This is a genomic window from Tumebacillus permanentifrigoris (assembly GCF_003148565.1).
Classification (GTDB): Bacteria; Bacillota; Bacilli; order Tumebacillales; family Tumebacillaceae; genus Tumebacillus; species Tumebacillus permanentifrigoris.
On record NZ_QGGL01000009.1, the window covers coordinates 185,590 to 211,540 of the forward strand.

Genomic DNA, 25,951 nt, shown 5'->3' on the forward strand with positions numbered 1-25,951 from the left:
TGACCTGTTTTTTCTATTTTAGAGGCTGCTCACTTTCTTGTAGCGCCAGACGTTTTGCAGGCTGGTCCAGACATCAACCGTCTCGCCCCCGATGCGCCAGTATGCGACACCGGCAACGCCACGGTCGAGTGCGATGCTGTACTTCAACGCGAGCGAACGGGCATCCTCGACCCAGACGGTGTGCGTGAGACCTTTTTGCTGATAGGTCGCCACGTACTGCCCAACGCTCGCATCCCAGATGTAGGAAGCGTTCGCCAAGCGCGTCGTCTGTTGCGGCAGGGTGAGTTCCTGCGACAGCGTCTTGCCAGACGAAGCCGAGTACCAGTCGCGGGTGTAGAGCGGCAGACCGACGATCACTTTCGTAGCAGGCATCGCAGCGAGGAAGCTGTCGATGCCTTTTTTCAACCACGGCAGCGAGGAGACGGACCCGGCGCGCGGGCTGCCGTTCCAATGCTCGTCATAGCCCATCAGCACGAGGTAATCAGCGCTCTGCGCCAGTACCGCATAGTCATACGCGGCGCTGATTTCCGTGTGGAAATTCGGCGGCAAGTCGACGGAGATCTTCAAGCCTTGCACGTGAGCCGCACTGGAGAGTTCTTGGATGAAAGCGGTGAAGTCGGCGCGGTCGGAACCGATCAGACCTTCAAAGTCGATGTTCAAACCATCGACACCGTATTGCTGGGCATATCCGATCAGATCGCTGACCAGCTTTTGCCGCTGTGCCGGTTGGCTGAGGTAGAGGTGCGACAGTTGTTGGTTGAAGTGGTTGCCAACCAGCGGCCAGACTTTTTTGCCGCGTTGATGCGCCCACTCCACCATCGATTTGTCGGCCCCTGCATGGGCTACGCTGTCGTCTTCCTGCAGGAAGAACCATCGCGGCGACAAGGTGTTGATCGTGCCAGATGCCTCGACTTTTTGCAGGAACGATTGGTCGGTTTCGCCAAATTGCCAGCCTAGTTGTACCTGCTCCTCGCCGCTTGGCACGCTCGAAACCGGGACGACGCGGGACAGGATGCGCGCGAGCACGATCGCCGTCTCCTCCCGAGTGATCGGCTCCCGAGGACGGAACTCCCCGTCGTCATCACCGTGCATCAGTCCGAACCGATCCGCGTCATACACGTAGGGCTTGGCCCAGCCAGATGCGTCCGAGGCGTCGGCAAAAGGCACATGAATCGTCGCAGCAGAGGACGATGCCGCGGTGTAGTTCGATTCCATCGCCCGCACCAGCAACGTCGCCGCTTCCTCACGGCTGATCTGCGCGGCAGGAGCAAATTGGTTGGCGCTCACACCGCCGACGATGCCAACCGAGTTGCCCGCCTGAATCCACGGGTACGACCAACTGCTGGTCGACACGTCGGTGAAGGACGAAACGGTGCTCGGCAACGGTTGCAAGCCGATCGTGCGTCCGAGCATCGACACAAACTCTTCGCGCGTGATCGGAGCGATCGGATCATAAAGCCCTGCCCCCTTGCCCGACACGATGCCGCGCTGGTAGAGATCGTTGATTTGTTGCTTGGCATAACTTTGCTCGATATCCGAAAACGGCGAGTTTGCTGCGCTGGCGGTGGAGATGGGGCTCAGTTGTCCCAGCACCCCTACCGTCAGCACGACGCCCAGAGCCTTTTTCCATCCGAATGTTAGCATCCGGGCCACCTACTCTCCGCTCTAGTTTATGGTTCTTATGTTAACTAGATTACAGGAGCAGCAGGGGAAAAGGCAATCGGTAGATTCTAGGACACGCCAAGTAGCGCTGGGCAATCACCCAGCGCATCAAGTCTCGCCCGCCCCTTGCCCCAAAAACTCATCCGGGTCCATCCCGTCAAACAGGTCGCGCCACAATTCCTTGTCCTCGACGGTATCGCTCAACTGCACATCGCGGTCTGGTCCATTCGGATAGCGTTGCGCGTAGGCATGATACGACCGCCACAGCACGAACACATTGATCAAGTAGCGTTCCGGTTCATGGTAGTCGTAGAAGTGCCGAATCTCGATCCGACTTGCACACAGCGTGTACAGCAACGACTCGTCAGGAGCGAAGTACTTCCCGACTGCGCGCACCAACAGCATCACCACATCTGTGCGCCGGAAATACAGCGCCGTTGAAGTCAAGAGCATGAACAAGTAGAGGTACGGATACACGCACGCCGGTTGGTGACGATACGGGATCATCTCGTTGCGCAACCACGTCGTGATCTGCACGATATCCCCCATCTCCGACTTCAGAATCAACCGCCGCGCCAGCTTCATGTATTCGAACAGCAACGCCTTCACCAACCCCATCCGCTCCATTCCAGCGTTTGAGATCAAGACGCTCAGCAACTGCCCGAACGCGTGTGAGACGATGCACTTCGCGACGAAGTTGTGCCCGTAGGTTTCGCTTTTTAACACCAGCTTGCCGATCTCGCCGAGGTTGCGGAAGGATTGCAACACGAATTGCCGCGTCTCTGTGCAGAGCGGGCGGCTTTGGACCACGTGGCAAGTGATCGAGAACAGATGCTCCACCGATTGCTGGATCATGTTCATCATCTGCTGCCCGACGAGGTTGTTGCGCACGATCAGCGCATAGGCGTCCAGCACGATGCTCGCCGCCTTCAACGATTCGCTCTCCGCATAGCGCATGCCCATCTCGTGCAACTCCTCCAGCACGCGCCCGGAGACGGCCAACTCGCGCTCCTTGAACGTGATGCTCGCGATCCCGACCAACTGCCCGACAATTCGCTCGTGGTACCACAGCACATCATCCGCCTGCTCAGACGAAGGCAGTTTGGCAAAGTGCATCATCTCGGCGATGTTTTCTACACAGTAAACGGCGGTCACAGCGTCCATCTCGCTGACCGCTTTTTTCGCGATGTCACAGATCTGCTCGACTTTGTCCAGCGCCGACTCATATTCACCGCTGCGATAGGCCGCCAGATATTCGCGCTGAATCGCCTGCACGATCGTCTCCGGCTTCAAGAGTTGAATCACGAAGTACAGGTAGATCAGGAGTGAAAAAAAACACGCGATCAGCAAGAGCAGATCGGCGCTCATGCCTTGGGCGATCTTGGCGGGTGGTTTATCGCCGGGAAAGTCCTCGATCAAGGACAGCATATAGATCGCATGCACAATCGTCCCTAAGTAAAACGACAACAGCGAGGCATTGAACGGAAACCGGACGAAAAAATCCAGTACCCGGTGCGTGTACTTGCTCGCCGTCAATTGAATCGCGACCATGATCACCGACACCGAGAGCGCGAGAATCGTCGCCAGCGTCGAAGCGAGCGTTCCCAGGTAGTTGCGTGCCGTATCCAAATCTCCGCCGAAAAACGACGGTGTGAAGGTAAAAATCAAACCCATCAGCAACCACGACAACAACAGCTGTCCGAACACTTTCGCCGCGGGTGCATGCAGAGCTTGTGGATGCCGCCACGCCGCGAACAGGTGGGCCAGCCCTGTGCGTTTCTGATCGATCATGCGGCTCCCCTCCCTTTCGGTTAGTATCCACTTCTTCATGTTTTTAACACCTATAGCGAGCGGCGCTTGTGAAAACACTACCAAGGAATCGAATCTGCCCGCAGGAGGGATACACATGAAACGGAGCTCCAAATGGGGTCTGATCACCCTATTGACCGTCGGGCTTGTCTCGCCCTTGTACTGGCAAGGCTCGCAGCCCGCTCCTATACGCAAGCAGGTCAGCCCGGCGCCGACCCCACAAGCAACACCGCACGTGACCCAAACTCATGACGCACACCGCGCTGCGGTCGTCCAAGCGTTGCGCGCCAAAAAAGGCCGTGGCAACGAAGCGGTCGTCGCGCGTGACATCGCCAGCACCGCGGCCCTGTGCGTGCGCGATTGCCGAACGATGCTGACGATGATCTCCAACGAACTCTCACACGCAACGACAGCGGAAGAGCGTCGCCGCATCCTCGAAAACCACATGAAACAACATACGCAATTCGTCTCGCTCACCTATACACATGACGGCGGCGCCCCTGTTCAACTCGGCACCCCGTTGAATCCAAGTCTTCACCCACAAGCGCAAGCCTACGCCAAGCGCGATGAGTTTTACGTCTCCGATCTGTATCACAAACCGCAGCAAAAAGACCCGCAGGAGCAGATCGGCATGACGCTCGCGGTCCCCGTGCTCGACACCACCAAAGTTCATGGGGCCCTCACCGCTGACATCGAGATGGGGCACCTGATGTCGGTGATCAAAAACCAAGACGACGAGATGGGCACTCGCACGCAAATCCTTGGAGCTAATGGGCAAAATGAAGCCCTGCCGTACAAAACCTCCGACACGTTCGGCGGAACCACCACCAAGCAAGTCAGTACCAAGTCGGCCCAATCCAAAGTCGACGGCACAGCGTGGTCGGTACACTCCCTCTCCCTCCAAGACCAAGGGCGCAAACACATCCAAACCGTGCAAGACGAAGTGCTCGTCCGCTTCGACCGCGACCTGAGCCCTGCGGAAATTCAGACGATGACCACCGACATCGGCGGTGAATTGGTGAAAAACACCGCCCGCCACGGCTATGTGTTCCGCTCCGCCCGCAAGTCCCCGGCCGACATGATCGCCTACTTTAAGCAAAAAGGCGCCGTGATCGCCGAGCGACACTCCCGCGCCCGCAAAAACGACGACGGGGAATCCGCGTCGTCTGATCGCGTGGTCGAACAGCCCAACGACACGTTCTACAGCAGCAACCAATGGAATCTCCCGCTGATCAAGGCGGACAAAGCTTGGCAGATGACCACGGGCGACCCTGGTGTGATCATCGCCGTCGTCGATACCGGTGTCGATCTGGACCACCCGGACCTAAAAGGCAAGCTCGTCGCGGGTCGCAACATCATCGCAGGCAACGATCAACCACAGGATGACAACGGTCACGGAACCCACTGCGCCGGGATCATCGCCGCGCGCACGAACAACCTCGAAGGGATCGCGGGCGTCGACTGGAATTCCAAGATCATGCCGGTCAAAGCGATGGCAGCCGATGGAACCGGCTCTGTTGCAGATATCGCCGATGGCGTGGTCTGGGCGGCTGACCACGGTGCGAACGTGATCAACCTCTCGCTCGGGGATTACGAAGACTCGGACTACCTGCACGAAGCGATCAAGTATGCCTATGACAAAGGCGTCGTCGTCACCGCCGCGATGGGCAACGACGGAAGTGGCGAGCCCAGCTACCCAGCGGCCTATCCAGAAGTGATCGGTGTCGCGGCCAACGATGAAAACAACGAGACGGCGACCTTCTCGAACTTCGGAGGTCATTGCAGTGTCTCAGCACCCGGCGTTGCGATCCCAAGCACCTATCCGAACCGCCGCTATGTCGCGCTCTCCGGCACCTCGATGGCAAGTCCCCACGTCGCGGGTGTAGCCGGACTCGTCAAATCGATCAACAAAGACCTCAAACCTGACGATGTCCGCCGCATCCTCGAAAAAACGGCCGACGATCTCGGCCCAGAAGGCAAGGACGAGTACTTTGGCAACGGCGAGATCAACGTCTCCCGCGCCGTTACCGAGGCCAAAGCATCGCTTACGACCTCGAAATAACAAGAAGCCTGGGGTGGTTCGCCCCAAGGCTTCTTTTTACCCTGCTGGTCTGCTCACGAACCGTTGCGCAGGAACACCCAGCCGGAAACGCCAAGCTCCAGCGCTACAAAAAGGTACGCGCCCCATGTGCCAGCCACGTTGCCCCGCTTGTGCATCCAGCGTCCAAAGTTAAACGTGTACACCGCCACCCAGAGCGGGATCAGCATCATAGCAAGGAAAGTACTCCAATTCACGCCCAATCACGACACCCCCTCTACTTCGGTCCAACCGGCGCGAGTTGCACACCAATCCGGCGGATGTTCAAGTCGATATCGACGGTGACCTGTGCGGTCTTGAGCTTCTCGCGAAACGGGTATTGCTCCATCTCTTGGATGGTAGAAAATTGACTGCGAATTTTGCGGAACATCCCAAAAGGTGCCGCTTGGTAGTCATGATAGAGGTGCTCCATCAAGTCCTGCTCCTTTTGCTTCAACGTCTCGCGCACCGAATTCTCCAGCACGCGCATGTTGTTTTCCTCGGTGTAATCGATGGAGCTTTGCACGCCGATCAAGTCGCCCTCTAACTTTTGCCGAATCTTGATCTGGATCGGATCGCTGTCCAACTTGATCTCTGTCTGCGGAGTGCGGGCATGTTTGAGCTCGATCACTTCGTACTTTCCTTTTTGCTGGGGGTCGGGAAAGTCCATCTGGGTTCGCAACAATTCACCGCGAATCATCAGCAACATGCGGGTCTCGATGCCATCGAGATACGTGACCAACTTGTCCCCGCGAAACACCCCGGTTCCGATAAAGTCCAGCGAATTGCCGCCCATGCGAACCAATTCCCCTGGCTTAAACGAGACATTTTGGCCGGGCATCGTCTCTTCGCGGGTATCTTTTTGGGATTGTTGCGTCTGCTCCTTCACTTTCTCGTTGACCGCCATCACCGGGGCTACCGGGTCTTCATTGGGCTCCTCGCTCTCGACGATAAATTCGTGAATTTTGCTGGTCACCGAGAGGCCCGTGTGACGGCTGATCTCTGAGATCGATTCATGGAAGCGTGACATCGATTTCTCCAGCACAGGTTGATTGGTCTCAAAAATCTCCCGCGCTTCGCCCGGCACGACAAAGAACGTGACCGTCCGTCGAAACTCCCGCATCCGAACCAGCGGCCCCACGTAGTCCAGCACGCCGGCCTTCGCTACATTTTCACCGATGAGAATTGTCGCCAAATGCAGGAGCGACACCTGTCGCTCGACGGTCGAGTTGAGCAGGGTCAACGCCCCTGCGATCGTGTTCGCGCGAACGGTGATCGGTCGGGAGCCGCCCAACTGTGCGGCGTTGCTCGATGAGCCATTGTTGCCTGCCATCTCACCGGGTACGGCGATCCGCACGGTGACATCGATGGTGTTGTTCGGCCCCTTGTCCAGCCCGAGTCCGACCACGAAAGCCATGCCTTCTAACTCCACACGGTCGTAACAGCCGGTGGAGAACGTTGCCCCGAGCAACGCCACGACGAGCAGGCTAAGAAGCGTTCTCTTGAGGGTCAAGCTCTTCATCGCCTCTAACCTCCCTTCGCTTGCGCACTCGAACGGCCAGCGTGACCACGAGCGGAATCCCCATCGTCACCGCCCAGCCCCACGTCACGATGTACTTGTTGTTATAACTGATCGTCTCCACAAAGCTCCGTGGATAAAAAGACAGGTCGTATACGATGATCGCCACCGCAGCCACCAGCGGTCGGTATACCGGCATCCGAAAAACGGTGGCAAACAGGTAGGTGGCAATCATCACAGCCATCGACACTTTGATCACCGCCATCACCACCCAGATGAACACGAACGCGGCCTCCAGCCGTTGGATGAAACGACCGATGTAGATCAAGCGCCCCAATTGATACAGCGGAAATGGAGAGCGCATCGCCGCCTCCGGGGAGAAGCACATGAGGAACACGAGCGTCACCAACAGATAGGTCACCCCGATGATCCCGATGCTCCAGTACCCGATCGCCCGCACATCGCTCCCCTTGCGCATGCGCGAACTAAACAGAGCGATCACGAGGATGTTGAGGAAGACACTGGTGAAAAGTCCGGCACCGCTCAGGAGCGGACCGATCCCATTTCCCCACAGTGGCATCGCTTGTTCCGGTCGCATCCAGTTCCAATTCAGGATCAGCAAGGCCAGCATCCCGATCGCCAGCCACGACCAGAGCACCAGCGATACGCGAGAGATGCCCTCTATTCCCTTTTTGGCATAGTACATACAGACCAAAAAGAAAGGCACCGCGATGAAGGAGATCGGCGAGCGCGGCAAAACTGTGGTCACCACCGCCTCCGTGAAGGTGCGGGTGAACGTCGACAGATCGGCGATCATATACAGAGCGATCACCACGCATATCGCGCGCGTTGCGAAGCTGCCGAGCGATTTTTCGCACAGCGTGATCAAGTCTTGCTTCTCCTCGCGCACCAACACTGGAGCTACCAACGCCCAGACGGCAAACGCGACCAACATGGAAAATACAGGAATCATCCACCCCGCCGAGGCGCCTCGCATGACCAATTGTTGCGGATAGAACAGCGACACGTCCGCCACAGAGGCAACCACGGTGAGCGCTAGCATTTCACGCCGACCCAAGTGTCCGGTCTTGATCATGTCGGATTTCCTCCTCGCTTGCCTTTCGTGTTGCGCGCTTCGGTGTCTTGTTGGCGGTTCTCCTGCTCATACTGCTCAACAGCTTCTCGTGAATCGTGGGTGGCAGGGTCCCATGGCCGAGTGATGCGCACCTGACGCTTCATCAAGCCTGGGTATAGGGCCCCTGGGCGGATCTCTTGTTTGAAGACTCTTCCGCGCAGGATCACGTCTGCGGACGATTGTTTGTACGGAGAGACATTTGTCAGCATCGGGATGCCAAACGACTTCATCGTGGCCCAGTCCATCAACAGCACCAACATTCCGAGCGTGATCCCGTAAAACCCCCACACCCCCGACAGCAAGATCATAACGAAGCGCAGCGTCCGAACGGCAAAGGACAGGTTGTAGTTCGGCATCGTGAAGGCCGCCAGCGCCGTCACGGAAACGACGATCACGAGCAGCGGAGACACGACACCCGCTTGTACGGCTGCTTGTCCGAGGATCAAGGCTCCGACGATGCCGATCGTCGGCCCGATCACGTTCGGAATTCGAATGCCCGCCTCACGGATCAGTTCGATCGCCACTTCCATCAACAGGACTTCCATGACGACGGGAAAGGGAACTTTTTCCCTGGAGGAGGCGATGGTCAGCATCAAGTCTGTCGGAATCATCTCGGGATGGTAGTTGGTCACGGCGATGTAGAGTGCCGGAAGCAGCAACGCAACGAGAAACGCACTGAAGCGAATCAATCGCAACAACGTACCGAATGGATAGCGGACATAGGCGTCCTCTGCTGTGTGCAACAGGGACCAGAGCATCGTCGGCAGGATCAGCACGTAGGGACTCTGTCCGACGAAGACCGCGACATAGCCTTCGGTCAGCGAGACGGCCACACGGTCGGGACGTTCCGTCGCCAGCATCCGCGGGATCATCGAGAACGGCGGGTCTTCGATAAACTGTTCGAGCGTCCCGCTGTCTTGCAGGAAGTCGACCTTGATCGCCTTGATCCGCCGCTTGACTTCGGTCACCAACTTCTGGCTGACGATGCCTTCCACATACATGATCGCGATGTCGGTAGCAGCCAGTTCGCCAACTTGTGTAATCTCGGTGATGAGCTTCTCAGTGCGCAGACGGGCGCGCACCAAGCCTGTGTTGGTGCGGAGGTTTTCTGTGAAGGCGTCATGTGGACCGCGCACGACCGTCTCCGTTTTGGTATCACTGACGGTGCGATGCTCCCACCCCTTGGTCTCCACGATCAGCGCGCAGTCCATCCCCTCGACAAACACAGCGGTCGAGCCGGTGAGGATGTTGTTTTTCACCGCTTCCCACTTCTCCAAAATTTGTAGCTGGTTGCCGGGCAGCAAGGAGTTTTTTATCAGATCCGCACGGGCTTGGGCGTGCCCGTGTGGCAACGAGGCGAGGAGCATCAGCGGTTGGAGGACATTGTCGTTGATGATCGTCTTGTCTGACATCCCTTCCATAAACACGGCAAACGCTTGGATCGGTGTTTCCGTCGAGACGGTGAACTCACGGATGACAAAATCCGCGTTGCGCGGGATCTGAAACAACTGGATGATGGTGTCGCGATTCTCGTGGAGGCTGATCGAAACTTGCTCTGGATAGGTCGGCTTGAAGCTGAGGTTGTGCTGCTCAGGATCAACTTCGTAGTTTTTGGCTTGTTGCTTGCGTTTCTCCCGTCGCACTTTCTGGGGGGCGTCAGGTTTAGGTTCTGGTTCAGATTCTGGTTCAGGGCGAGAAGATTTTGCAGCGATTTCGGAAGGTTCTGCGGAGGGGTCGTCCGCTTCCGTTGATCGATGTCCGATTTTTTTAGGCTTCACAGGAGAGCGTCGGCGAGGCTGGGCATGTGAGAGGGTGGAAGCCGAAGGTCTGTCGTCCTCATGCTCATGCTCGGGCTCTTGCTTGAGATCTTGCTTAGGCTCTTGCTTGGGCTTCGAGGACTGTTCGCTTTCTTGCGTTTTTGGCTGCTTTTGCTTGCCTTTTTCTGGGCGTCCTTCTTGCAACTCTTCGGGCATAAGCGAGAAGTCCTCGTCGAGAATCGCATCATCGACCGCAAACGCCCGACTGATTTTTTGCCAAACACTCACGGTCTCTGACCTCCTATCGTCCGAATATGTCCACCATAGCTTCCCCGCCCCAGAACCTTCCATACGCTTTTTTTCCCATAAAAAAGACCCATCGCAGTGCTGCGAAGGGTCTTGCTCGATAAAATCGTTCCGCCAAACCGTGTTTCACTATTTCTCGGGAAATATCGGCACCCGCAAGTAGGTCTTCCCTCACGCGCACTCGCACCTCCAGTGCCATTAGACCTACTTGAGGGTGTTGGTTTTTTGACAGGACTCCAACCATTCCACCGTCGCCGCCAGCACAGCTTCGCGCTCCGGCTCGTTGAACAGTTCATGGTAGAGGTTGTGAAACGGAACGAACTTGTGCAGTTCATGTGCGGGCAAACGGTTGTAGAACACGGGCGCCACCGCCGGGTCGACGAGGCGATCCTGTCCGGCCTGCATGACCAGCAACGGCACGGAGATGCGTTGCGCCTGTGCCACGGCTGTTTCCATCGCGGCGTTGAGTTCTTGGAACCAGCGAACGGAAACCTTGCGCCCCATCAGCGGGTCGTTGCCATACTCGCTGACGACCGTCGGGTGGCGGGAGACGTCTGACGGTTGAATGCCACTCGCCATACGCAGACGCGGGGCGAGCGAGTTGAGGACTCCGGCGAGGCTTTTTTTCCAACCCGGCACTTCAAGGGCGAGTTTCAGGCACGGTGAGGACAGCACAGCTCCGATCAGGTGCTGGTGTTGGTGGGCGCGTTCCTCTAGGAAGCGCACGGTAACCAGACCGCCCATGCTGTGCCCGATGATGGCGACATGACCGTCCGGACCGCTGGATGCCTCCGCGAGTTTCATCCATTCACTGACACTGTCCAGATACTCGTCAAAAGATTCGACATGCCCGGAGATGCCTCCTGAGCGCCCGTGTCCGGGCAAGTCACCGGTGATGACGGAGATGCCTCGTGCTGTTAACGCCTCGATCACGTGCCCATAGCGCCCGCTGTGTTCCCCGGCACCGTGTACGAGAACGACGGTCAGCGGAACTGTGCGCTGGACCTGTTCCCGTCCAAGAAACGTTTGTGTATGTAGACTCATCCCAATCTGCCTCCTCGTGTTCTGTCAATTGTCCACTGCTCATACAATCGACAACAAAACCTGACTTCGGAAAGGAGGGAGCCACATGGAGGAACATACTTGGTTCACCCTCCTGCGCGACACCCTCAGCATCGCCGGAAACCTCGCCGAATGCGTGGGTCTCCTGTTTTTATTCACCCAATTCCGTTCCACAGGCAAGACCCCACCTGCCCCGGTTAAAAAGCGTGTCGTGCGACAGCGCGTGCCCGAGAAACGACGAGAGCGCATCGCAGACGTTAGCTAAGTCCAACATCGGTACGTTCAGAAAAAAAGACCTGCACAGGTGTCAGGTCTTTTTTTGTTGTGCTCTCATTATACGAGGAATGAAACTGTCGCACAATTCCCAAAATCGTGCCGCTCTGCTATGCTAGTGGAAATCAATTCCTGATGGAGGTGCGAGATCGATGAAAAAACAAATCATCGCCATGGGTGGTGGCGGCTTCTCGATGGAGCCGGACAACCTGCTGCTCGACGAATACATCCTCTCCTTGACTGGCAGGGAACGTCCGAAGGTCTGCTTTATCCCGACGGCAAGTGGAGATTCGAAGGACTATACAGAACGCTTCTATGCTTCGTTTACCACATTGAATTGTGAGCCGAATCATCTGTCGCTGTTCCACCACCATCCGGGCACATCTAACTTCGAAAGCTACCTGCTCGCGCAGGATGTGATCTACGTCGGCGGCGGCAACACGCGCAACATGCTGGTGCTCTGGAAGGAATGGGGCATCGACAGCATTCTGCGCAAGGCTTGGGAGCAAGGCATCATCCTCGCCGGGCTGAGCGCAGGCTCGATCTGCTGGTTTGAATCAGGCGTGACCGACTCGGTGATCCCGAAGCAATTGCATCACATGGACTGCCTCGGCTTCCTCGCGGGCAGCAACTGCCCGCACTATGACGGCGAGGCAGATCGCCGTCCCACCTACCACGCGCAACTGCGCGAGGGGCTGATCTCCCCCGGTCTCGCCGCGGACGATGGCGTCGGCCTACATTACATCGGCACCGACTTGCACCAGATCATCTCCTCTCGCCCGCAAGCACATGCCTATCGCCTCTCGCTGGTTGACGGGGAAGTTGTGGAAGAAACGCTACCTCCCCTCTACTTGGGTCACAGCAAGTAGCGCAAAAAAAGGAATCAGGAACCTGCTCCTGATTCCTTTTTTGTCTTGTGCATTAATAAAATAGCTCATTTCTGTAAAAAAAGATTATTCTTTTGCTGATTTTTTTGTAAATGACCTTAGTATCGGAAAGGTTTCATCGAAATGTGTCGAACTATCTACTCATAGACATCAGGACATAAGGGGGAAGGGACGTGTTGTCAACAAGTAGAGACCTCGAAGCGTACCGTCGAATGGAGGATGAACTCCGCACGATGAAGCAACAGTTCGAGGCGTTGATCAACAACTCCACCGTGGCGTTTCTCGTCATCGACCTCACGGGACATATCGTGCGCGTTAACGATACGTTTGAACACACATTCGGTTGGACTCAGGAGGAAGTGCTGGGACACTATCTGCCGTTTATTCCGGAACAACACCGGCTGTTATTTGAAGAGAGCCTCCTCAAGCAGTCCTTTTTTGGCATCGCCAGCGAAGAACTCTGCCTGCGCAAGGACGGCACGCAATTCATCGCCAGTGAGACGGTCACGCCGATTCGCAATGAGCATGGCGACGTGACTTCATTTGCCTGCATCCTGCGCGACATCACGGAACGCAAAGCATCGGAGCTGCGTTTGAACGTCAGCGAACAACGCTACAAGTCGCTTTTTGAAAACAATCCGAACGCCATCTATTCGGTTGACCAGACGGGTCGCTTCACCGAATTGAATCCCGCCGTCGAAGCGATCTCCGGGTACAAGCCCGAGGAGCTGCTCAACCGGGATCATTCTGAACTGCTGTTGCCCGAGTACGTGAAGATCTCCTACGCGAACTTGCAAGCAGCCAAATCAGGCGAACGCCAGGAGATGGAAGCCTCGTTCATCCATAAAAACGGCCATCGCGTCGACCTCTCCGTGATTTCCTTGCCCATTCAAGTCGACGGCGAAATGGTCGGCATGTACTGCATCGCGCAGGACATCACCGAACGCAAACATGCGGAACGCATGATCAACCGCATGGCCTTCACCGACTGCCTGACCGACCTGCCGAACCGCCGCCTGTTCAAGCAACGGCTCAGCGAATCGATCAAGGAAGCCCACGCACAGGACGAGCAGCTCGCGGTGCTGTTCATCGATCTCGACCGCTTCAAGATCATCAATGACTCGCTCGGACATGCATTTGGCGACCATGTGTTGCAAGCGATGGCCGAGCGCCTCAAGTCGTGCATCACCCCACAGGATACGCTCTCCCGGATGGGTGGCGATGAGTTCACGCTGCTCCTGCCAAAACTCAATGGCATCGAACATGCGATCACGGTTTCCCAACGCCTCCTGCAGATTGTGCGCGAGCCCTTGGTAGTCGAAGGAACCGAGGTACATATCACCACGAGCATCGGGATCGCGCTCTATCCTGACAATGGCCTTGACACCGACACACTGATGAAAAATGCGGACATCGCCATGTATCGCATCAAGGAACGCGGCAAAAACAACTACCAGTTCTTCTCCGACGTCATGAACGAGGACGCGGTGCAAAACTTGCAACTGGAGCGCGAACTGCGCAAAGCGTTGGAGCGCGATGAATTCATCCTGCACTACCAGCCACAAGTCAACGTCGTCACCGGTCAAATCACAGGGATGGAGGCGCTGATCCGCTGGCAACATCCGGTGCGCGGCCTGCTCTCCCCGATCCACTTCATCCCGCTCGCCGAAGAGACTGGACTGATCGTGCCGATCGGCGAGTGGGTGTTGCGCAAAGCCTGCCAAGACGGCTGTCGCTGGTCGAAACTCGGCCGCCTGCCGATGCGCATCGCGGTCAACTTGTCCCTGATCCAATTCCAAGAGGAAACGCTGGTGCAGAACATCCAGAGCATCCTCGACGAGACGGGATTGGAACCGCGCTTCTTGGAACTGGAGATCACGGAAAGCATCGCGATGCACAACGTCGAGCAAGTCGTCGCCAAGTTGGAGCAGTTGGTCAAACTCGGCGTGCAGATCTCGATCGACGACTTCGGAACCGGGTTCTCCTCGCTAAGCTATCTCAAAAAATTCCCGATCCACAAGCTGAAAATCGACCGCTCCTTCATCACCGACATCACCAGCGATCCTGATGATGCGTCGATCGTCTCGGCGATCATCGCGATGGCGAACTCGCTGAAGCTGAACTTGATCGTAGAAGGCGTGGAAACGGAAGATCAGCAGTTCTATCTACACCGTCTCGGCTGCTTCGAGATGCAAGGCTACCTGTTCTCCCGCCCACTCCCCGTCTCGTTGTTGGATCAGTTGTTGGAACAATGGGTATAAAAAAAGCCCCCGCTTGCACGGGGGCTTTTTTATTTCATTTCTGCCAAGACTTTTTGATCGATCAAAATGATCTGACGCTTTTTGACGTCGATCCAGCCGTTGCCTTTGAATTCGTTGAGGATCTTGCTGGTGGTTTCACGGGTCGAACCGATCAAGCTCGCGATGTCCTCGTGGGTCAGTTTAATCATGATCTGCACCCCTTGGTCAACGCGTTCGCCGTGGATGTCAGCCAGTTTGAGCAACAGGCGGGCGAGGCGGGTCTGCACATCATAGAACACCAGATTCTCAATCTGTTCCTGCGCTTCGGTCAGGCGATGCTCGACGATCTGCGCGATCTTCATCGAGACGCTCGGGTTGTTCAACGCCACTTTTTCGAATTCGCGCTTGTCGATCATGCAGATCTGCGCATCGTCCAGCGCTTCGGCAAAGTTGCGACGCGGCTCATCATCGAACAGTGCGCTCTCCCCGAATATATCGCCCGGCTCCAAGATGACCAAGGTAAAATGCTTCCCGGTCTCTGACAAGCGCGAGATGCGGACGCGACCCGACTTCAGCATGTAGATTTGATTGCTCGGCTCATCGGGGGTGAAGATGTACTCCCGCTTCGGGATGGTCGTCGGAATGCTACCACGACCCAGTTGATCCAGTTCCTCTTGGTTCAAATCCTTGAACAGCTCATATGTCTTGAGGGAACAGATTTCACAGATTTCACTCATCGTTACTTCCCTCCCCGTTTGTTGTTTCGTTTCGTGTGTCGCTTCACTTTCTAAAGTAACATATCTTGAAGCGTCCTGCAACAGGGATTCTCAACTATTCTCAATGCGACGGTTTGCTGGCGACGATAACAGCGGCACGGCTGATCTCGCGCAACACGTCTGCTTGGTACTGTTCATCCATCATACGAACCAATACGATCATGCGCCCCTTGTCATGTGCAACATATCGAGTCGGCAAGGCGTTGAGCGCCAGCGCCATCACGTCGTTTTTGCAGAGGTCACAGGCACAGGGCATACGCAAGTGATTCCACTGAGTGGCCAATACTTCCTCAACAATCCGCTCCATGAGATTGACCACTTTCATTGGCGTTCCCCCGCTGTCTTAGATTGTAAATGTTTTGGCAGATGTTGTGAGTATCGTTGGATATCACAATGATTCTCGATTGCTTCTTGATATCCTGCTCATGAAATAAAAAAAGACCCCTGTGCGGGGTCTAGCGATTGCTTAAAACTGATCGGGTGCGTCCTTCCACTTGCTGAGCAATTCGAGGTCGTCAGCGCTGACGTAGTTTTCCTGTACGGCGATCGGCAGCAGTTGGGAATACGTGGACAGGGTAGCGAATTTGCAGGCGGCCGCACGGAAGTTGTCGGTCGCTTTTTGAAACTCGTAGGAGAAGATCGCGGCGACGCCCGCCACTTGGCCACCTGCGTCGCGCACGCCTTCGACAACGTTCAGCACAGAGCCGCCTGTGGAGATTAGGTCTTCGATCACGACGACCGTCTGGCCTTCGTGGAGCACGCCTTCGATCATGTTGCCCTTGCCGTGTTTTTTGGCGGAGGAGCGGACGTAGATCATCGGCTTGCCGAGTTTTTGTGCCACCCATGCCGCATGTGGGACACCGCCCGTAGCGGCTCCGGCGATCACATCGACATCACCATAGTGCTCACGGATCAGTTCGACGAAACCGTCGGCGATCATGTCGCGAATCTCCGGGTAGGAGATCGTCAGGCGGTTGTCACAGTAGATCGGAGACCGCATGCCTGATGCCCAAATGAAAGGATCGTGTGGCTTGAGAGCAACAGCTTGGATGTCGAGCAAGGCTTTGGCGATTTTGTCACCGATTGTGGTCGTGGTCATTGTACGGCTCCCTCCGATGCTTGTACTTCTTCGAGAATGCGCAGCGCGGCGGCGCGCGGGTCTGCGGCGTGTGTGATCGCACGCCCGATGACGAGATAGTCAGCGCCAGCGCGCAGGGCGTCTGTCGGCGTCATGATTCGCGCTTGGTCGTTGGCCGCCGCCCATGTCGGGCGGATGCCAGGGATCACGGTCAGGAAATCAGGCCCGCAGGCTTCCCGGATGGCTTGGATCTCGTGACCAGAAGCCACAACGCCATCGAGTCCAGCTTGTTGGGCGAGGCGTGCGTACTGGAGTACGCAGTCACGAATGTCGCCGGGGATGCCGATCTCTTCGTTCAGCACGCCTTGCGAAGTCGAGGTCAGTTGGGTGACACCGATCACTTTCGGGACGGCGATGCCGAGTTTTTCGGCACGGAGGACCGCCGCTTGCTTGGCCCTGCGCATCATCTCCACCCCACCGCCGACATGGACGTTGAACATGTACACACCATGTGACGTGACAGAATCAGAAGCTCCGGCGACGGTGTTCGGGATGTCGTGGAATTTGCAATCCATGAACACTTGGAAGCCCCTCTCATGCAAGCGGTCGAGGATGACGGGGCCGCTTTTGAAAAACAACTGCAGGCCGACCTTCATGGTGCGAATCGTGTCTCCAAGCTGGTCGGCGAGCCGCAGGGCCTCGTCCATGTTGTCGGTATCGAGGGCGACGAAAATTTTCTCCTCGGGGCGAAGCAAGTTCGGTACGGTCATCAAAAGCGTCTCCTTCCGGCTGTCTCCTGTTGTTCGTGGTTTTGTGAGCGAGTACTGCTTATTTCCAAGCGACGCCGGTCAGGTCGCGGACGTTGGTGATCGAATGTTGTTCGCAGTACGTTCGAATGCCTTCAATGATGTCCGGGCATGCCGTCGGGTTGACGAAGTTTGCCGTGCCCACCGCGACGGCCGTTGCACCCGCCATCAGAAACTCAATCGCGTCCTCGGCCTCCATGATGCCGCCCATGCCGATGATCGGGATGTTGACCGCTTGGGCCACCTGATAGGTCATGCGCACCGCCACCGGCTTCACAGCCGGACCTGAGAGCCCACCGATGCCGTTGGCGATCAACGGACGGCGCTTGTGCAGGTCGATGCTCATCCCGACCAGCGTATTGATCATCGAGATCGCATCCGCCCCTGCTGCTTCGACCGCTTTCGCCATCGCGACGATGTCGGTGACGTTCGGAGAGAGCTTGACGATCACCGGGACTTTGGAGACTTTGCGGATCGATTCGGTGACATGTGCCGCCTGTGCCGGATCGGTGCCGAACTGGATGCCGCCACACTTGACGTTCGGGCAGGAGATGTTCACTTCAATCGCATCGACGTCCTCCGAGTCCATCAAGCGCTCTGTGACCGCCACATAATCCTCAACCGTCGTCCCGGCGACGTTCACGATCACCGGGATGTCGTACTTGCGCAGGTGTGGGAGTTCATCGGAGATCACGCGCTCCACGCCAGGGTTCTGCAAACCGATCGCGTTGAGCATCCCACCCGGCGTCTCTGCGACGCGCGGGGTCGGGTTGCCGAGGCGCGGTTCCAGCGTGGTGGCTTTGACGACGATCGCGCCCAGTTGCGAGAGGTCGTAGAAGTCCGCATATTCCTTGCCAAAAGAGAAGCAGCCAGATGCGGGCATCACCGGGTTCTTCAATTTCAGGGAGCCGATGTTGACAGACAGATCGATCATGCGAAGTACACCTCCGGTGCCGGGAAGACAGGGCCGTCCTTGCAAACTTTTTTGAAACCGACGCTGCCGTCTGGCAGGACGCACGAAGTCACACACGCCATGCAGGCGCCGATGCCACAACCCATGCGTTCCTCCAGCGACAGGTAGCCTTCGACGCGACCTGTCATCCGTGCTTGCACGGCGCGCAACATCGGGGTCGGCCCACAGGCGTAGAAGCGGTCTGCCGATGCCAACAGCTCGTCCGTCATGTAATCGGTGACGAAGCCTTGCAGACCGAGTGAGCCATCGTTGGTGGCGACGAGGACTTCGCCGTATCTGGTTAACTCGTCGATGAGGATCGAGACGTTTTTCGATTGGAAGCCGACGATGGTGGTGACTTGGACTCCGCGCTGCGTGAGTTGGTCGGCCAGTTCCACCATCGGAGGCACACCGATGCCGCCGCCGACGAGGATCGCATGGCGGTCCTCGTCATGGAGCGGAAAGCCCTTGCCTAGCGGACCGAGGACGTCGAGCGTATCGCCGACGTTTTTGGCAGCGAGCAGTTTCGTTCCTTTGCCGCCGACGCGGTAGGCCACGACAAGCGCGTTGCGGCCCCCGTCGACCCGGCACAGCGAGATCGGGCGGCGGAGCAGATGATCAACCCCGTCGGTCACGCGGATGTGCAGAAATTGTCCCGGTTCGTATTGCAGATCGTGCGGTGCTTCAAACGCCAACCAGCGCATGTTGTCGGCGATCTCGCGATGTTCTAGAATCGTCAGCCGTGCCATGCTTGTCACGCCCCTTGTTCTCTAGATTTTTTGCAGCGGTCTCGTCGTGAACTTGATCGAACTCAAGACGTCGAGCATCGCTTGGGCGGTGTCGAGCGAGGTCAGGCACGGGATGCCGTGTTCAACCGCTTCTCGGCGGATGCGGAAACCGTCGCGGGTGACGTCCTTGCCTTTGGTCAGCGTGTTGATGACCATATCGGATTCGCCACGGCGGATCAGGTCGACCAGCGTGTTCTCCGCTTCCTCCAACTTGTTGATTTCAGTGACGAGGATGCCGTTCTCACGCAGCAATTTCGCGGTCCCGGCTGTAGCGACAAATTTGAACCCGAGGTGGTAGTAGCCGCGCAGGATCGGGAGCGCCTCCTCCTTGTCTTTGTCGGCAATCGTCGCGATGATCGTGCCGTGGTCCGGGATGTTGATGCCCGCTGCCAGCAAGCCTTTGTAGAGCGCTTTGGCGAACGTTTTGTCCTGACCCATGACTTCACCGGTCGATTTCATCTCCGGGCCGAGCGTGACGTCGACGCGGCGAAGTTTCGCAAACGAGAACACCGGTACTTTGACAGCGACGTTGTCGGTCGGTTCCGGCCAGAGACCCGGTTCGTAGCCTTGGGCGCTCAGCGATTCGCCAAAAATGATCTTGGTCGCCACATCGACCATCGGCACGCCGGTGATCTTGGAGAGGAACGGCACCGTGCGCGAGGAACGCGGGTTGACTTCGATGATGTACACTTTGTCCTTCGAAATCACGTATTGGATATTCAGCAGGCCCTTGACGTTGAGGGCGCGGGCGATGCGGGTCGTGGACTCGATGATCTCTTCCTTCAAGTGTGGATACAGTCGCTGGGTCGGGTACACCGCGATCGAGTCACCCGAGTGTACGCCTGCGCGTTCGACATGTTCCATGATCCCTGGGATCAGTACATTCTCCCCGTCAGAGATCGCATCCACTTCTATTTCCAGCCCTGTCAGGTAGGAATCGACGAGCACAGGATGTTCGGAGGTGACTTTGACCGCGTGTTTCATGTAGTAGAGCAGGTCTTCCTCACCGTGTACGATCTCCATCCCGCGTCCGCCGAGCACGTAGGACGGGCGGACGACGACCGGGTATCCGATGTGATTGGCTGCCTCCACCGCCGCTTCGACGGTGAAGACCGTGCGGCCTTGTGGGCGCGAGATGTTCAGCTCGGTCAGCAGTTGGTCGAATTTCTCGCGGTCTTCGGCGCGGTCGATGTCTTCCAGTTGCGTGCCGAGGATCTTCACGCCGCGCTTGGTCAGCGGGGCGGCGAGATTGATCGCCGTCTGTCCGCCGAACTGGACGATCACACCCTCCGGCTGCTCCCGGTCGATGACATGCATGACATCCTCGATGTGCAGCGGCTCAAAGTAGAGGCGATCGGAGGTGTTGAAGTCGGTGGAGACCGTCTCCGGGTTGTTGTTGATGATCACCGACTCGTAGCCTGCTTTTTTCAAGCCCCACACCGCGTGGACGGAGCAATAGTCAAACTCGATGCCTTGACCGATGCGGATCGGGCCGGAGCCGAGGACGATGACTTTTTTCCGATCGTTGTCGACGACTTCATCCTCTGTCTCGTAGGCGGAGTAGTAGTACGGAGTTGCCGATTCGAATTCGGCGGCGCAGGTGTCGACCATTTTGTAGACGGGGCGCAGGCCAAGCTGGTTGCGGGTGCTGTAGATCTCATCCTCCGTGGTGTTGGCGTAGCGTGCGATGGTGCGGTCGGTGATCGCCCACTTTTTCGCAGAGGTCAAGTTCTGTTCGTTCAGGCCGTTCGCCGCGATGCTTTCCAGCAGGCGCACGATGTTTTCGACTTTGACGAGGAACCAGCAGTCGACTTGGGTCAGGTCGTGCAGTTGCTCCACCGTGTAGCCGCGCTTGAAGGCTTCGGCGATCAGGAACAGGCGCTCGTCGTCCGCGACGATGAGGCGCTTTTCCAACTGTTCCGTAGAAAGTTCGTCGGCACCCGGCAGATCGAGGCTGTCGAGACCGATCTCCAAGCTGCGGACGGCTTTCATCAACGACGCTTCAAACGTGCGCTCGATCGCCATGACTTCGCCGGTCGCCTTCATCTGGGTGCCGAGCACGCGCTTGGCGGAGATGAACTTATCGAACGGCCAGCGCGGGATTTTTGTGACGATATAATCAAGCGCCGGTTCGAAGCAGGCATAGGTGTTTTTGGTCACCGGGTTGATGATCTCGTCCAGCGTGTAGCCGATCGCGATCTTGGAGGCGATTTTGGCGATCGGGTAGCCGGTCGCTTTCGACGCCAGCGCCGAGGAGCGGGAGACGCGTGGGTTGACTTCAATCAGATAGTACTTGAAGCTGTGCGGGTCGAGCGCAAACTGGACGTTGCACCCGCCTTCGATCCCAAGGGCGCGGATGATCTTCAGCGAGGAGTGGCGCAGCATCTGGTATTCGTGGTCGGACAGCGTCTGTGACGGGGCGACGACGATCGAGTCGCCGGTGTGGATGCCGACCGGGTCGAAGTTTTCCATGTTGCAGACGACGATGCAATTGTCGTTTTTGTCGCGCATGACTTCGTACTCAACTTCCTTGAAACCTGCAATCGAGCGTTCGACGAGAACTTGCGAGATCGGCGAGAGCGTGAGACCGAGGTTGACGATGTCCTCGTACTCCGACCATTCCTTGGCGATGCCGCCACCAGAGCCACCGAGCGTGTACGCCGGGCGGATGATGATCGGGAAGCCCAGTTCTTCGGCAAAACGCTTCGCTTCTTCATACGTGTTGACGATGGCCGATTCCGGGACCGGTTCCCCGAGTTCGCGCATCAAGGCGCGGAACTGTTCGCGGTCTTCCGCTTGTTGGATCGAGGACAGCGAGGTGCCGAGCAGTTCGACATTTTCCTCGTCCAGCACGCCCATCTCGTGCAGTTTGACCGCCAAGTTCAGGCCGGTCTGTCCGCCGAGCGTTGCGAGTACGCCATCTGGGCGCTCTTGGCGGATGATCTGCGCCACAAAATCCGGGGTGAGCGGTTCAACGTACACTTTGTCTGCCATGTCGAGGTCGGTCATGATCGTTGCCGGGTTGGAGTTGACGAGGACGACTTCGATGCCTTCCTCGCGCAGTGCTTGGCAAGCTTGAGTGCCGGCGTAGTCGAACTCTGCCGCTTGGCCGATGATGATCGGGCCGGAACCGATAACGAGAATCTTCTTGAGGTCTGTGCGCAACGGCATGGTTTAGTTCGCCTCCCAATGTTTGTCGATCATGTCCATAAAGCGGTCAAACAGATAGTCTGAATCATCTGGGCCCGGTCGAGCCTCTGGGTGGTATTGCACCGAGAAGGCCGGATACTTCGTATGTTGGACGCCCTCGACGGAGCCGTCATTTTGGTTGATATGCGTCAATTCCAGCCCTGTGCCTGCCAGCGACTCTTCGACGACCACGTAGCCGTGATTTTGCGACGTGATGTAGCAGCGACCGTTCAACAAATCCTTGACCGGGTGGTTGGCACCACGGTGACCGAACTTCAGACCGTCGGTCCGGGCACCGCACGCCAGCGAGATCAGTTGGTGGCCGAGACAGATGCCAAAGATCGGCACCTTGCCAAGCAATTGGCGCACCGTCTCGATGATGTCGTTGAGATCGGCGGGGTCGCCAGGGCCGTTGGAGAGCATCACGCCGTGCGGCTCCCAATTCAGAATCTCTTCGGCGGAGGTATCGGCGGGGACGACCGTGACATCACAGCCACGCGCAACCAGCGAGCGGAGCACGCCCGACTTCATGCCGAAGTCCATCGCCACGATGCGGCGTTGTTCGCCCGGGCAGCGGTAGGTGGACTTGGTGGTGACGCGAGCGACTTGGTCGCGCGGGAGCAGATTGTCGGTGTTCAATTGCTTCACGTACACGTCGACCGGAGTGTCGAGCGTCGTGATAACCCCTGCCATCGTGCCGCGCACACGAATTTTCTTGGTCAGCATGCGGGTGTCGATGCCGTGGATGCCCAGAATGTTGTTACGTTTCAGATAGGCATCGAGATCGCCACGGTTGCGCCAGTTGCTTGGATGCTCGCTCCATTCGCGCACGACGAAGCCGCGCACATGCGGGTGAGCCGACTCGATATCATCGACGTTGACACCATAGTTCCCGATCAGCGGGAACGTCATCGTGACAATCTGTCCAAAGTAGGACGGGTCGGTCAGAACCTCCTGATACCCGGTCATGCCGGTGTTGAACACGACCTCCCCAAACGATTCACCGTCTGCGCCGAAGGCAAGGCCTTCGAATACCGTTCCGTCTTCCAAAATCAATCTCGCTCTCATGACTACTCCACCCTTCTGAAAAATCGTGCTGTGAGCGGAAGAGGGCGAGTCCACTTGGACTCAGACTCCCTCCCCCGCGTCTTGCCGCTCTTGCTACGCTTGATAAGTAATCCGACCTTCATTCACAGTCAGAACCGTCCAACCCTTGGCCTTTTGCCCTGCAAACGGAGTGTTGCGACCTTTTGAATAAAACTCGTCCGGGGCAACCACACGCTCTGCCTCCAGATCGACGACCGTGATGTCGGCGATTCCGCCCTCCACCACGCGACCGCCGCTCAGATTAAAGACCTCCGCCGGATTCGTGGCAAACTTTTTGACCAGTTCATGCAGCGGCAACGAGCCGCTTTTTTCCACCAGTTCGGTATACAGAACCGAGAAGGCGAACTCCAGACCGACGAAGCCAAACGGGGCGGTCCGGAACGGGCGTTGCTTCTCCTCTGGCGTGTGTGGCGCATGATCGGTCGCGATCATATCGATCGTGCCGTCTAGCAAGCCATTCAGGCAGGCAAGACGATCTCGCTCCGCTCGAAGGGGCGGATTGACCTTCATGTTGGCATCCTCACCATCCGTGGCATCGATGATGGACTCTGTCAACAGCAGATGGTGAGGCGTGACCTCTGTCGTGACACGAAGGCCCATCGACTTCGCCCAGCGCACCAATTCAACCGACCACGCGTCCGAGATGTGGCAGACATGCAGATGAGCGCCCGTCTCTTGAGCCAGCAGAATATCGCGAGCGATCATCGCGCTCTCCGCCAAACCGGGGATGCCCGGCAGACCGAGGCGTTGGGAAACCACGCCTTCATTCATGCAACCATCCTTCGCCAGATCCTCGTCCTCCGAGTGAATGACCACGGGGACATCCAGCGATGCCGCGATGCGCATGGCTTCGCGCATCAGGGAGGAAGACTGGACGCCGACACCGTCATCGGTGATTGCAACAGCGCCTGCAGAACGCAGACCGGCGATGTCGGTCAACTCCTCGCCCAGTTCGCCTTTGGTAATCGCGCCATAAGGCAGCACCGTGCAGGAACCCTCGCGAGCGGTTACCTCGTACACGTACTTCATCTGTTCGGGTGTATCGAGCACGGGGCGGGTGTTCGGCATGCAGGCGACCTTGGTGTAGCCGCCGCGAGCTGCGGCCCGCGTGCCAGTGGCGATGGTTTCTTTCCCTTCAAACCCCGGTTGACGCAGATGGACATGCATATCAATGAACCCTGGGAGGATGGTCAAGCCATCCAGACCTACAACTTCATGTCCATCCGCCTCAATCGAGTTCGCGATGCGAGAGATCGTGGAGCCCTCGACCAGCACATCCAGCGACTCAAGCGAACCCGTTTCCAAATTCAGAAGGCGACCGCCTTTTAACAAAAGACCCACACAAAACTCCTCCTTTTCGAAAAAGAAATCTATCAACAGCGGACGGTGGCAGGTAGATCCGAAGAGGCGACTTTAGAACGGGCCCTCCCAACCGCCTTACCCTAATCCAAGGGAGGCCCGTTCTACCGAGCCCGTAGGAACTACCTGACACCGGGAGCGGGCACAATCCCCCGCAACCACCTCACTCAACTACTTCAACAGGCTCTCCAACGCCGATGTATCACGCACCACCCGACCCTCTTCCAGACAGTAAGCCAGCAGAGCCATCCGAATATAAACCCCATTCTTCGCCTGCCGGAAGTAAGCTGCGCGAGAGTCCGAATCAACCTCTGGCGAAATCTCCCCCGCTCTCGGCAGTGGATGTAGGATGATCGATTGCTTTTTCATCAACTCGAGCACCCCAGCATCGATCTTATAAACCCCTGCCGCCTTCGTATACTCCGCCTCATCAGGGAACCGTTCCTTCTGAATCCGCGTCATGTAAAGCACATCCACAACCTCAGCTACTCTTCCCAAATCGGTTTCCTCAAAATACACCACACCCTGCTCATCCAAAAACGCCTTGACCTTCTCCGGCACTGGGCAGTTTTCCGGGGAGACGAAGTACATGGTAACCCCTTCATACTTTGCCAAGAGGTACGCCAGCGAATGCACGGTGCGGCCATAAGTGAGATCGCCGACCATCGCAACCTTCACGCCATCGATCCGCCCGATCTCCTTCTGAATCGTGTACAAGTCCAGCAGAGCCTGTGTCGGGTGCTCGCCGGCCCCGTCGCCGGCGTTGATCACCGGCACCGTTGCAACCTTCGCCGCCCGCATCGCGGCGCCAACCTCATTGTGGCGCATCACGATCACATCTGCATACGAGGAGATGACCCGGATCGAGTCCTCCAACGTCTCCCCCTTGATCGCGGACGAAAACTGCGCCGCATTTTCAGTGGAGATCACCTGTCCCCCCAACCGCATCATCGCGGACTCAAAACTAAACCGCGTCCGCGTGCTCGGCTCAAAAAACAGGGCCGCCATGATCTTGCCACCCAGCAAATTCAGCCCGCCCTTTCGCGCGTTGAACTCCATGATCTCCGCCGTCTTGAACAGCTCATCCATCTGCCCACGATCAAACTGGTGTGCACTCAACACATGATACATCTCGGCAACCCCCTCCATTTTTCGTAAAAAAGACTCCA

The 25,951-nt window shown here is 57.3% G+C and carries 21 protein-coding genes; 4 read left to right on the forward strand and 17 right to left on the reverse strand.

Annotation, left to right across the window (positions count from 1 at the left end; genetic code table 11):
* Positions 1–18 precede the first annotated feature (18 nt).
* A complete protein-coding gene (locus C7459_RS12140; RefSeq protein ID WP_109689577.1) occupies positions 19–1,644 on the reverse strand; it encodes an S-layer homology domain-containing protein in 1,626 nt (541 codons plus the stop codon).
* A 126-nt stretch (positions 1,645–1,770) separates the two neighbouring features.
* Positions 1,771–3,453 carry a DUF2254 family protein gene (locus tag C7459_RS12145; RefSeq protein ID WP_170119434.1) on the reverse strand — a complete coding sequence of 561 codons (1,683 nt, stop codon included), beginning with the start codon at positions 3,451–3,453 and terminating at the stop codon, positions 1,771–1,773.
* A gap of 115 nt (positions 3,454–3,568) precedes the next feature.
* Between C7459_RS12145 and C7459_RS12150 the strand changes: the two genes are divergently transcribed.
* Positions 3,569–5,533, forward strand: a complete 1,965-nt coding sequence (locus tag C7459_RS12150; protein WP_170119435.1) for a S8 family serine peptidase — start codon at positions 3,569–3,571, stop codon at positions 5,531–5,533.
* A gap of 53 nt (positions 5,534–5,586) precedes the next feature.
* Here C7459_RS12150 and C7459_RS23330 read toward each other — a convergent pair whose 3' ends face one another.
* From C7459_RS23330 to C7459_RS12175, 5 genes are all read right to left on the reverse strand, one after another.
* Positions 5,587–5,742: a hypothetical protein gene (locus tag C7459_RS23330; RefSeq protein WP_170119436.1), complete on the reverse strand. Its 156-nt coding sequence runs from the start codon at positions 5,740–5,742 to the stop codon at positions 5,587–5,589.
* Between the two features lie 44 nt (positions 5,743–5,786).
* A complete protein-coding gene (locus C7459_RS12155) occupies positions 5,787–7,070 on the reverse strand; it encodes a Ger(x)C family spore germination protein (RefSeq protein ID WP_109689579.1) in 1,284 nt (427 codons plus the stop codon).
* The gene (locus C7459_RS12160) at positions 7,036–8,163 is read right to left on the reverse strand and encodes a GerAB/ArcD/ProY family transporter (protein WP_109689580.1); all 1,128 of its coding nucleotides are present in this window, start codon (positions 8,161–8,163) and stop codon (positions 7,036–7,038) included. The genes C7459_RS12155 and C7459_RS12160 overlap by 35 nt, the downstream gene beginning before the upstream one ends.
* Positions 8,160–10,247 carry a spore germination protein gene (locus C7459_RS12165; protein WP_109689581.1) on the reverse strand — a complete coding sequence of 696 codons (2,088 nt, stop codon included), beginning with the start codon at positions 10,245–10,247 and terminating at the stop codon, positions 8,160–8,162. The genes C7459_RS12160 and C7459_RS12165 overlap by 4 nt, the downstream gene beginning before the upstream one ends.
* A 222-nt stretch (positions 10,248–10,469) precedes the next feature.
* A complete protein-coding gene (locus tag C7459_RS12175; protein ID WP_109689583.1) occupies positions 10,470–11,309 on the reverse strand; it encodes an alpha/beta hydrolase in 840 nt (279 codons plus the stop codon).
* Positions 11,310–11,394: 85 nt separating this feature from the next.
* Here C7459_RS12175 and C7459_RS12180 point away from each other — a divergent pair, with 85 nt between their 5' ends.
* From C7459_RS12180 to C7459_RS12190, 3 genes are all read left to right on the forward strand, one after another.
* Positions 11,395–11,592 carry a hypothetical protein gene (locus C7459_RS12180; RefSeq protein ID WP_109689584.1) on the forward strand — a complete coding sequence of 66 codons (198 nt, stop codon included), beginning with the start codon at positions 11,395–11,397 and terminating at the stop codon, positions 11,590–11,592.
* A 160-nt stretch (positions 11,593–11,752) separates the two neighbouring features.
* Positions 11,753–12,469: a Type 1 glutamine amidotransferase-like domain-containing protein gene (locus C7459_RS12185; protein WP_109689585.1), complete on the forward strand. Its 717-nt coding sequence runs from the start codon at positions 11,753–11,755 to the stop codon at positions 12,467–12,469.
* 194 nt (positions 12,470–12,663) lie between these two features.
* Positions 12,664–14,748, forward strand: a complete 2,085-nt coding sequence (locus C7459_RS12190; protein WP_146200995.1) for a putative bifunctional diguanylate cyclase/phosphodiesterase — start codon at positions 12,664–12,666, stop codon at positions 14,746–14,748.
* A gap of 29 nt (positions 14,749–14,777) precedes the next feature.
* Here the strand turns inward: C7459_RS12190 and C7459_RS12195 are convergent, their stop codons facing one another.
* The 10 genes from C7459_RS12195 to pyrB form a co-directional block, all read right to left on the reverse strand.
* Positions 14,778–15,464, reverse strand: coding sequence for a Crp/Fnr family transcriptional regulator (locus C7459_RS12195; protein ID WP_109689587.1), 687 nt, complete (start codon positions 15,462–15,464; stop codon positions 14,778–14,780).
* A 100-nt stretch (positions 15,465–15,564) separates the two neighbouring features.
* Positions 15,565–15,828, reverse strand: coding sequence for a late competence development ComFB family protein (locus C7459_RS12200; protein WP_109689588.1), 264 nt, complete (start codon positions 15,826–15,828; stop codon positions 15,565–15,567).
* A gap of 141 nt (positions 15,829–15,969) precedes the next feature.
* The gene (gene pyrE / locus C7459_RS12205) at positions 15,970–16,602 is read right to left on the reverse strand and encodes an orotate phosphoribosyltransferase (RefSeq protein ID WP_109689589.1); all 633 of its coding nucleotides are present in this window, start codon (positions 16,600–16,602) and stop codon (positions 15,970–15,972) included.
* Positions 16,599–17,351: an orotidine-5'-phosphate decarboxylase gene (gene pyrF / locus C7459_RS12210; RefSeq protein WP_109689590.1), complete on the reverse strand. Its 753-nt coding sequence runs from the start codon at positions 17,349–17,351 to the stop codon at positions 16,599–16,601. The genes pyrE and pyrF overlap by 4 nt, the downstream gene beginning before the upstream one ends.
* A 58-nt stretch (positions 17,352–17,409) precedes the next feature.
* Positions 17,410–18,321, reverse strand: coding sequence for a dihydroorotate dehydrogenase (locus tag C7459_RS12215; RefSeq protein ID WP_109689591.1), 912 nt, complete (start codon positions 18,319–18,321; stop codon positions 17,410–17,412).
* The gene (locus C7459_RS12220) at positions 18,318–19,097 is read right to left on the reverse strand and encodes a dihydroorotate dehydrogenase electron transfer subunit (RefSeq protein WP_425450726.1); all 780 of its coding nucleotides are present in this window, start codon (positions 19,095–19,097) and stop codon (positions 18,318–18,320) included. Before C7459_RS12220 ends, C7459_RS12215 begins: the two co-directional genes overlap by 4 nt.
* 12 nt (positions 19,098–19,109) lie before the next feature.
* The gene (gene carB, locus C7459_RS12225; RefSeq protein WP_109689593.1) at positions 19,110–22,298 is read right to left on the reverse strand and encodes a carbamoyl-phosphate synthase large subunit; all 3,189 of its coding nucleotides are present in this window, start codon (positions 22,296–22,298) and stop codon (positions 19,110–19,112) included.
* 3 nt (positions 22,299–22,301) lie between these two features.
* Positions 22,302–23,384: a glutamine-hydrolyzing carbamoyl-phosphate synthase small subunit gene (gene carA, locus C7459_RS12230; protein WP_109689594.1), complete on the reverse strand. Its 1,083-nt coding sequence runs from the start codon at positions 23,382–23,384 to the stop codon at positions 22,302–22,304.
* 93 nt (positions 23,385–23,477) lie between these two features.
* A complete protein-coding gene (locus C7459_RS12235; protein ID WP_109689595.1) occupies positions 23,478–24,764 on the reverse strand; it encodes a dihydroorotase in 1,287 nt (428 codons plus the stop codon).
* Between the two features lie 189 nt (positions 24,765–24,953).
* Entirely contained in the window at positions 24,954–25,913 is a 960-nt protein-coding gene (gene pyrB / locus C7459_RS12240) for an aspartate carbamoyltransferase (protein WP_109689596.1), read from the reverse strand.
* Between the last annotated feature and the right edge of the window lie 38 nt (positions 25,914–25,951).

Coding starts and splice junctions, on each gene's coding strand:
- pyrF (WP_109689590.1), bottom strand. CDS start 17,351: ATGACCGTACCGAACTTGCTTCGCCCCGAGGAGAAAATTTTCGTCGCC.
- carB (WP_109689593.1), bottom strand. CDS start 22,298: ATGCCGTTGCGCACAGACCTCAAGAAGATTCTCGTTATCGGTTCCGGC.
- C7459_RS23330 (WP_170119436.1), bottom strand. CDS start 5,742: ATGATGCTGATCCCGCTCTGGGTGGCGGTGTACACGTTTAACTTTGGA.
- C7459_RS12195 (WP_109689587.1), bottom strand. CDS start 15,464: ATGAGTGAAATCTGTGAAATCTGTTCCCTCAAGACATATGAGCTGTTC.
- C7459_RS12145 (WP_170119434.1), bottom strand. CDS start 3,453: ATGATCGATCAGAAACGCACAGGGCTGGCCCACCTGTTCGCGGCGTGG.
- carA (WP_109689594.1), bottom strand. CDS start 23,384: ATGAGAGCGAGATTGATTTTGGAAGACGGAACGGTATTCGAAGGCCTT.
- C7459_RS12160 (WP_109689580.1), bottom strand. CDS start 8,163: ATGATCAAGACCGGACACTTGGGTCGGCGTGAAATGCTAGCGCTCACC.
- C7459_RS12140 (WP_109689577.1), bottom strand. CDS start 1,644: ATGCTAACATTCGGATGGAAAAAGGCTCTGGGCGTCGTGCTGACGGTA.
- pyrB (WP_109689596.1), bottom strand. CDS start 25,913: ATGTATCATGTGTTGAGTGCACACCAGTTTGATCGTGGGCAGATGGAT.
- C7459_RS12215 (WP_109689591.1), bottom strand. CDS start 18,321: ATGATCGATCTGTCTGTCAACATCGGCTCCCTGAAATTGAAGAACCCG.
- C7459_RS12185 (WP_109689585.1), top strand. CDS start 11,753: ATGAAAAAACAAATCATCGCCATGGGTGGTGGCGGCTTCTCGATGGAG.
- C7459_RS12150 (WP_170119435.1), top strand. CDS start 3,569: ATGAAACGGAGCTCCAAATGGGGTCTGATCACCCTATTGACCGTCGGG.
- C7459_RS12155 (WP_109689579.1), bottom strand. CDS start 7,070: ATGAAGAGCTTGACCCTCAAGAGAACGCTTCTTAGCCTGCTCGTCGTG.
- C7459_RS12200 (WP_109689588.1), bottom strand. CDS start 15,828: ATGAAAGTGGTCAATCTCATGGAGCGGATTGTTGAGGAAGTATTGGCC.
- pyrE (WP_109689589.1), bottom strand. CDS start 16,602: ATGACCACGACCACAATCGGTGACAAAATCGCCAAAGCCTTGCTCGAC.
- C7459_RS12180 (WP_109689584.1), top strand. CDS start 11,395: ATGGAGGAACATACTTGGTTCACCCTCCTGCGCGACACCCTCAGCATC.
- C7459_RS12175 (WP_109689583.1), bottom strand. CDS start 11,309: ATGAGTCTACATACACAAACGTTTCTTGGACGGGAACAGGTCCAGCGC.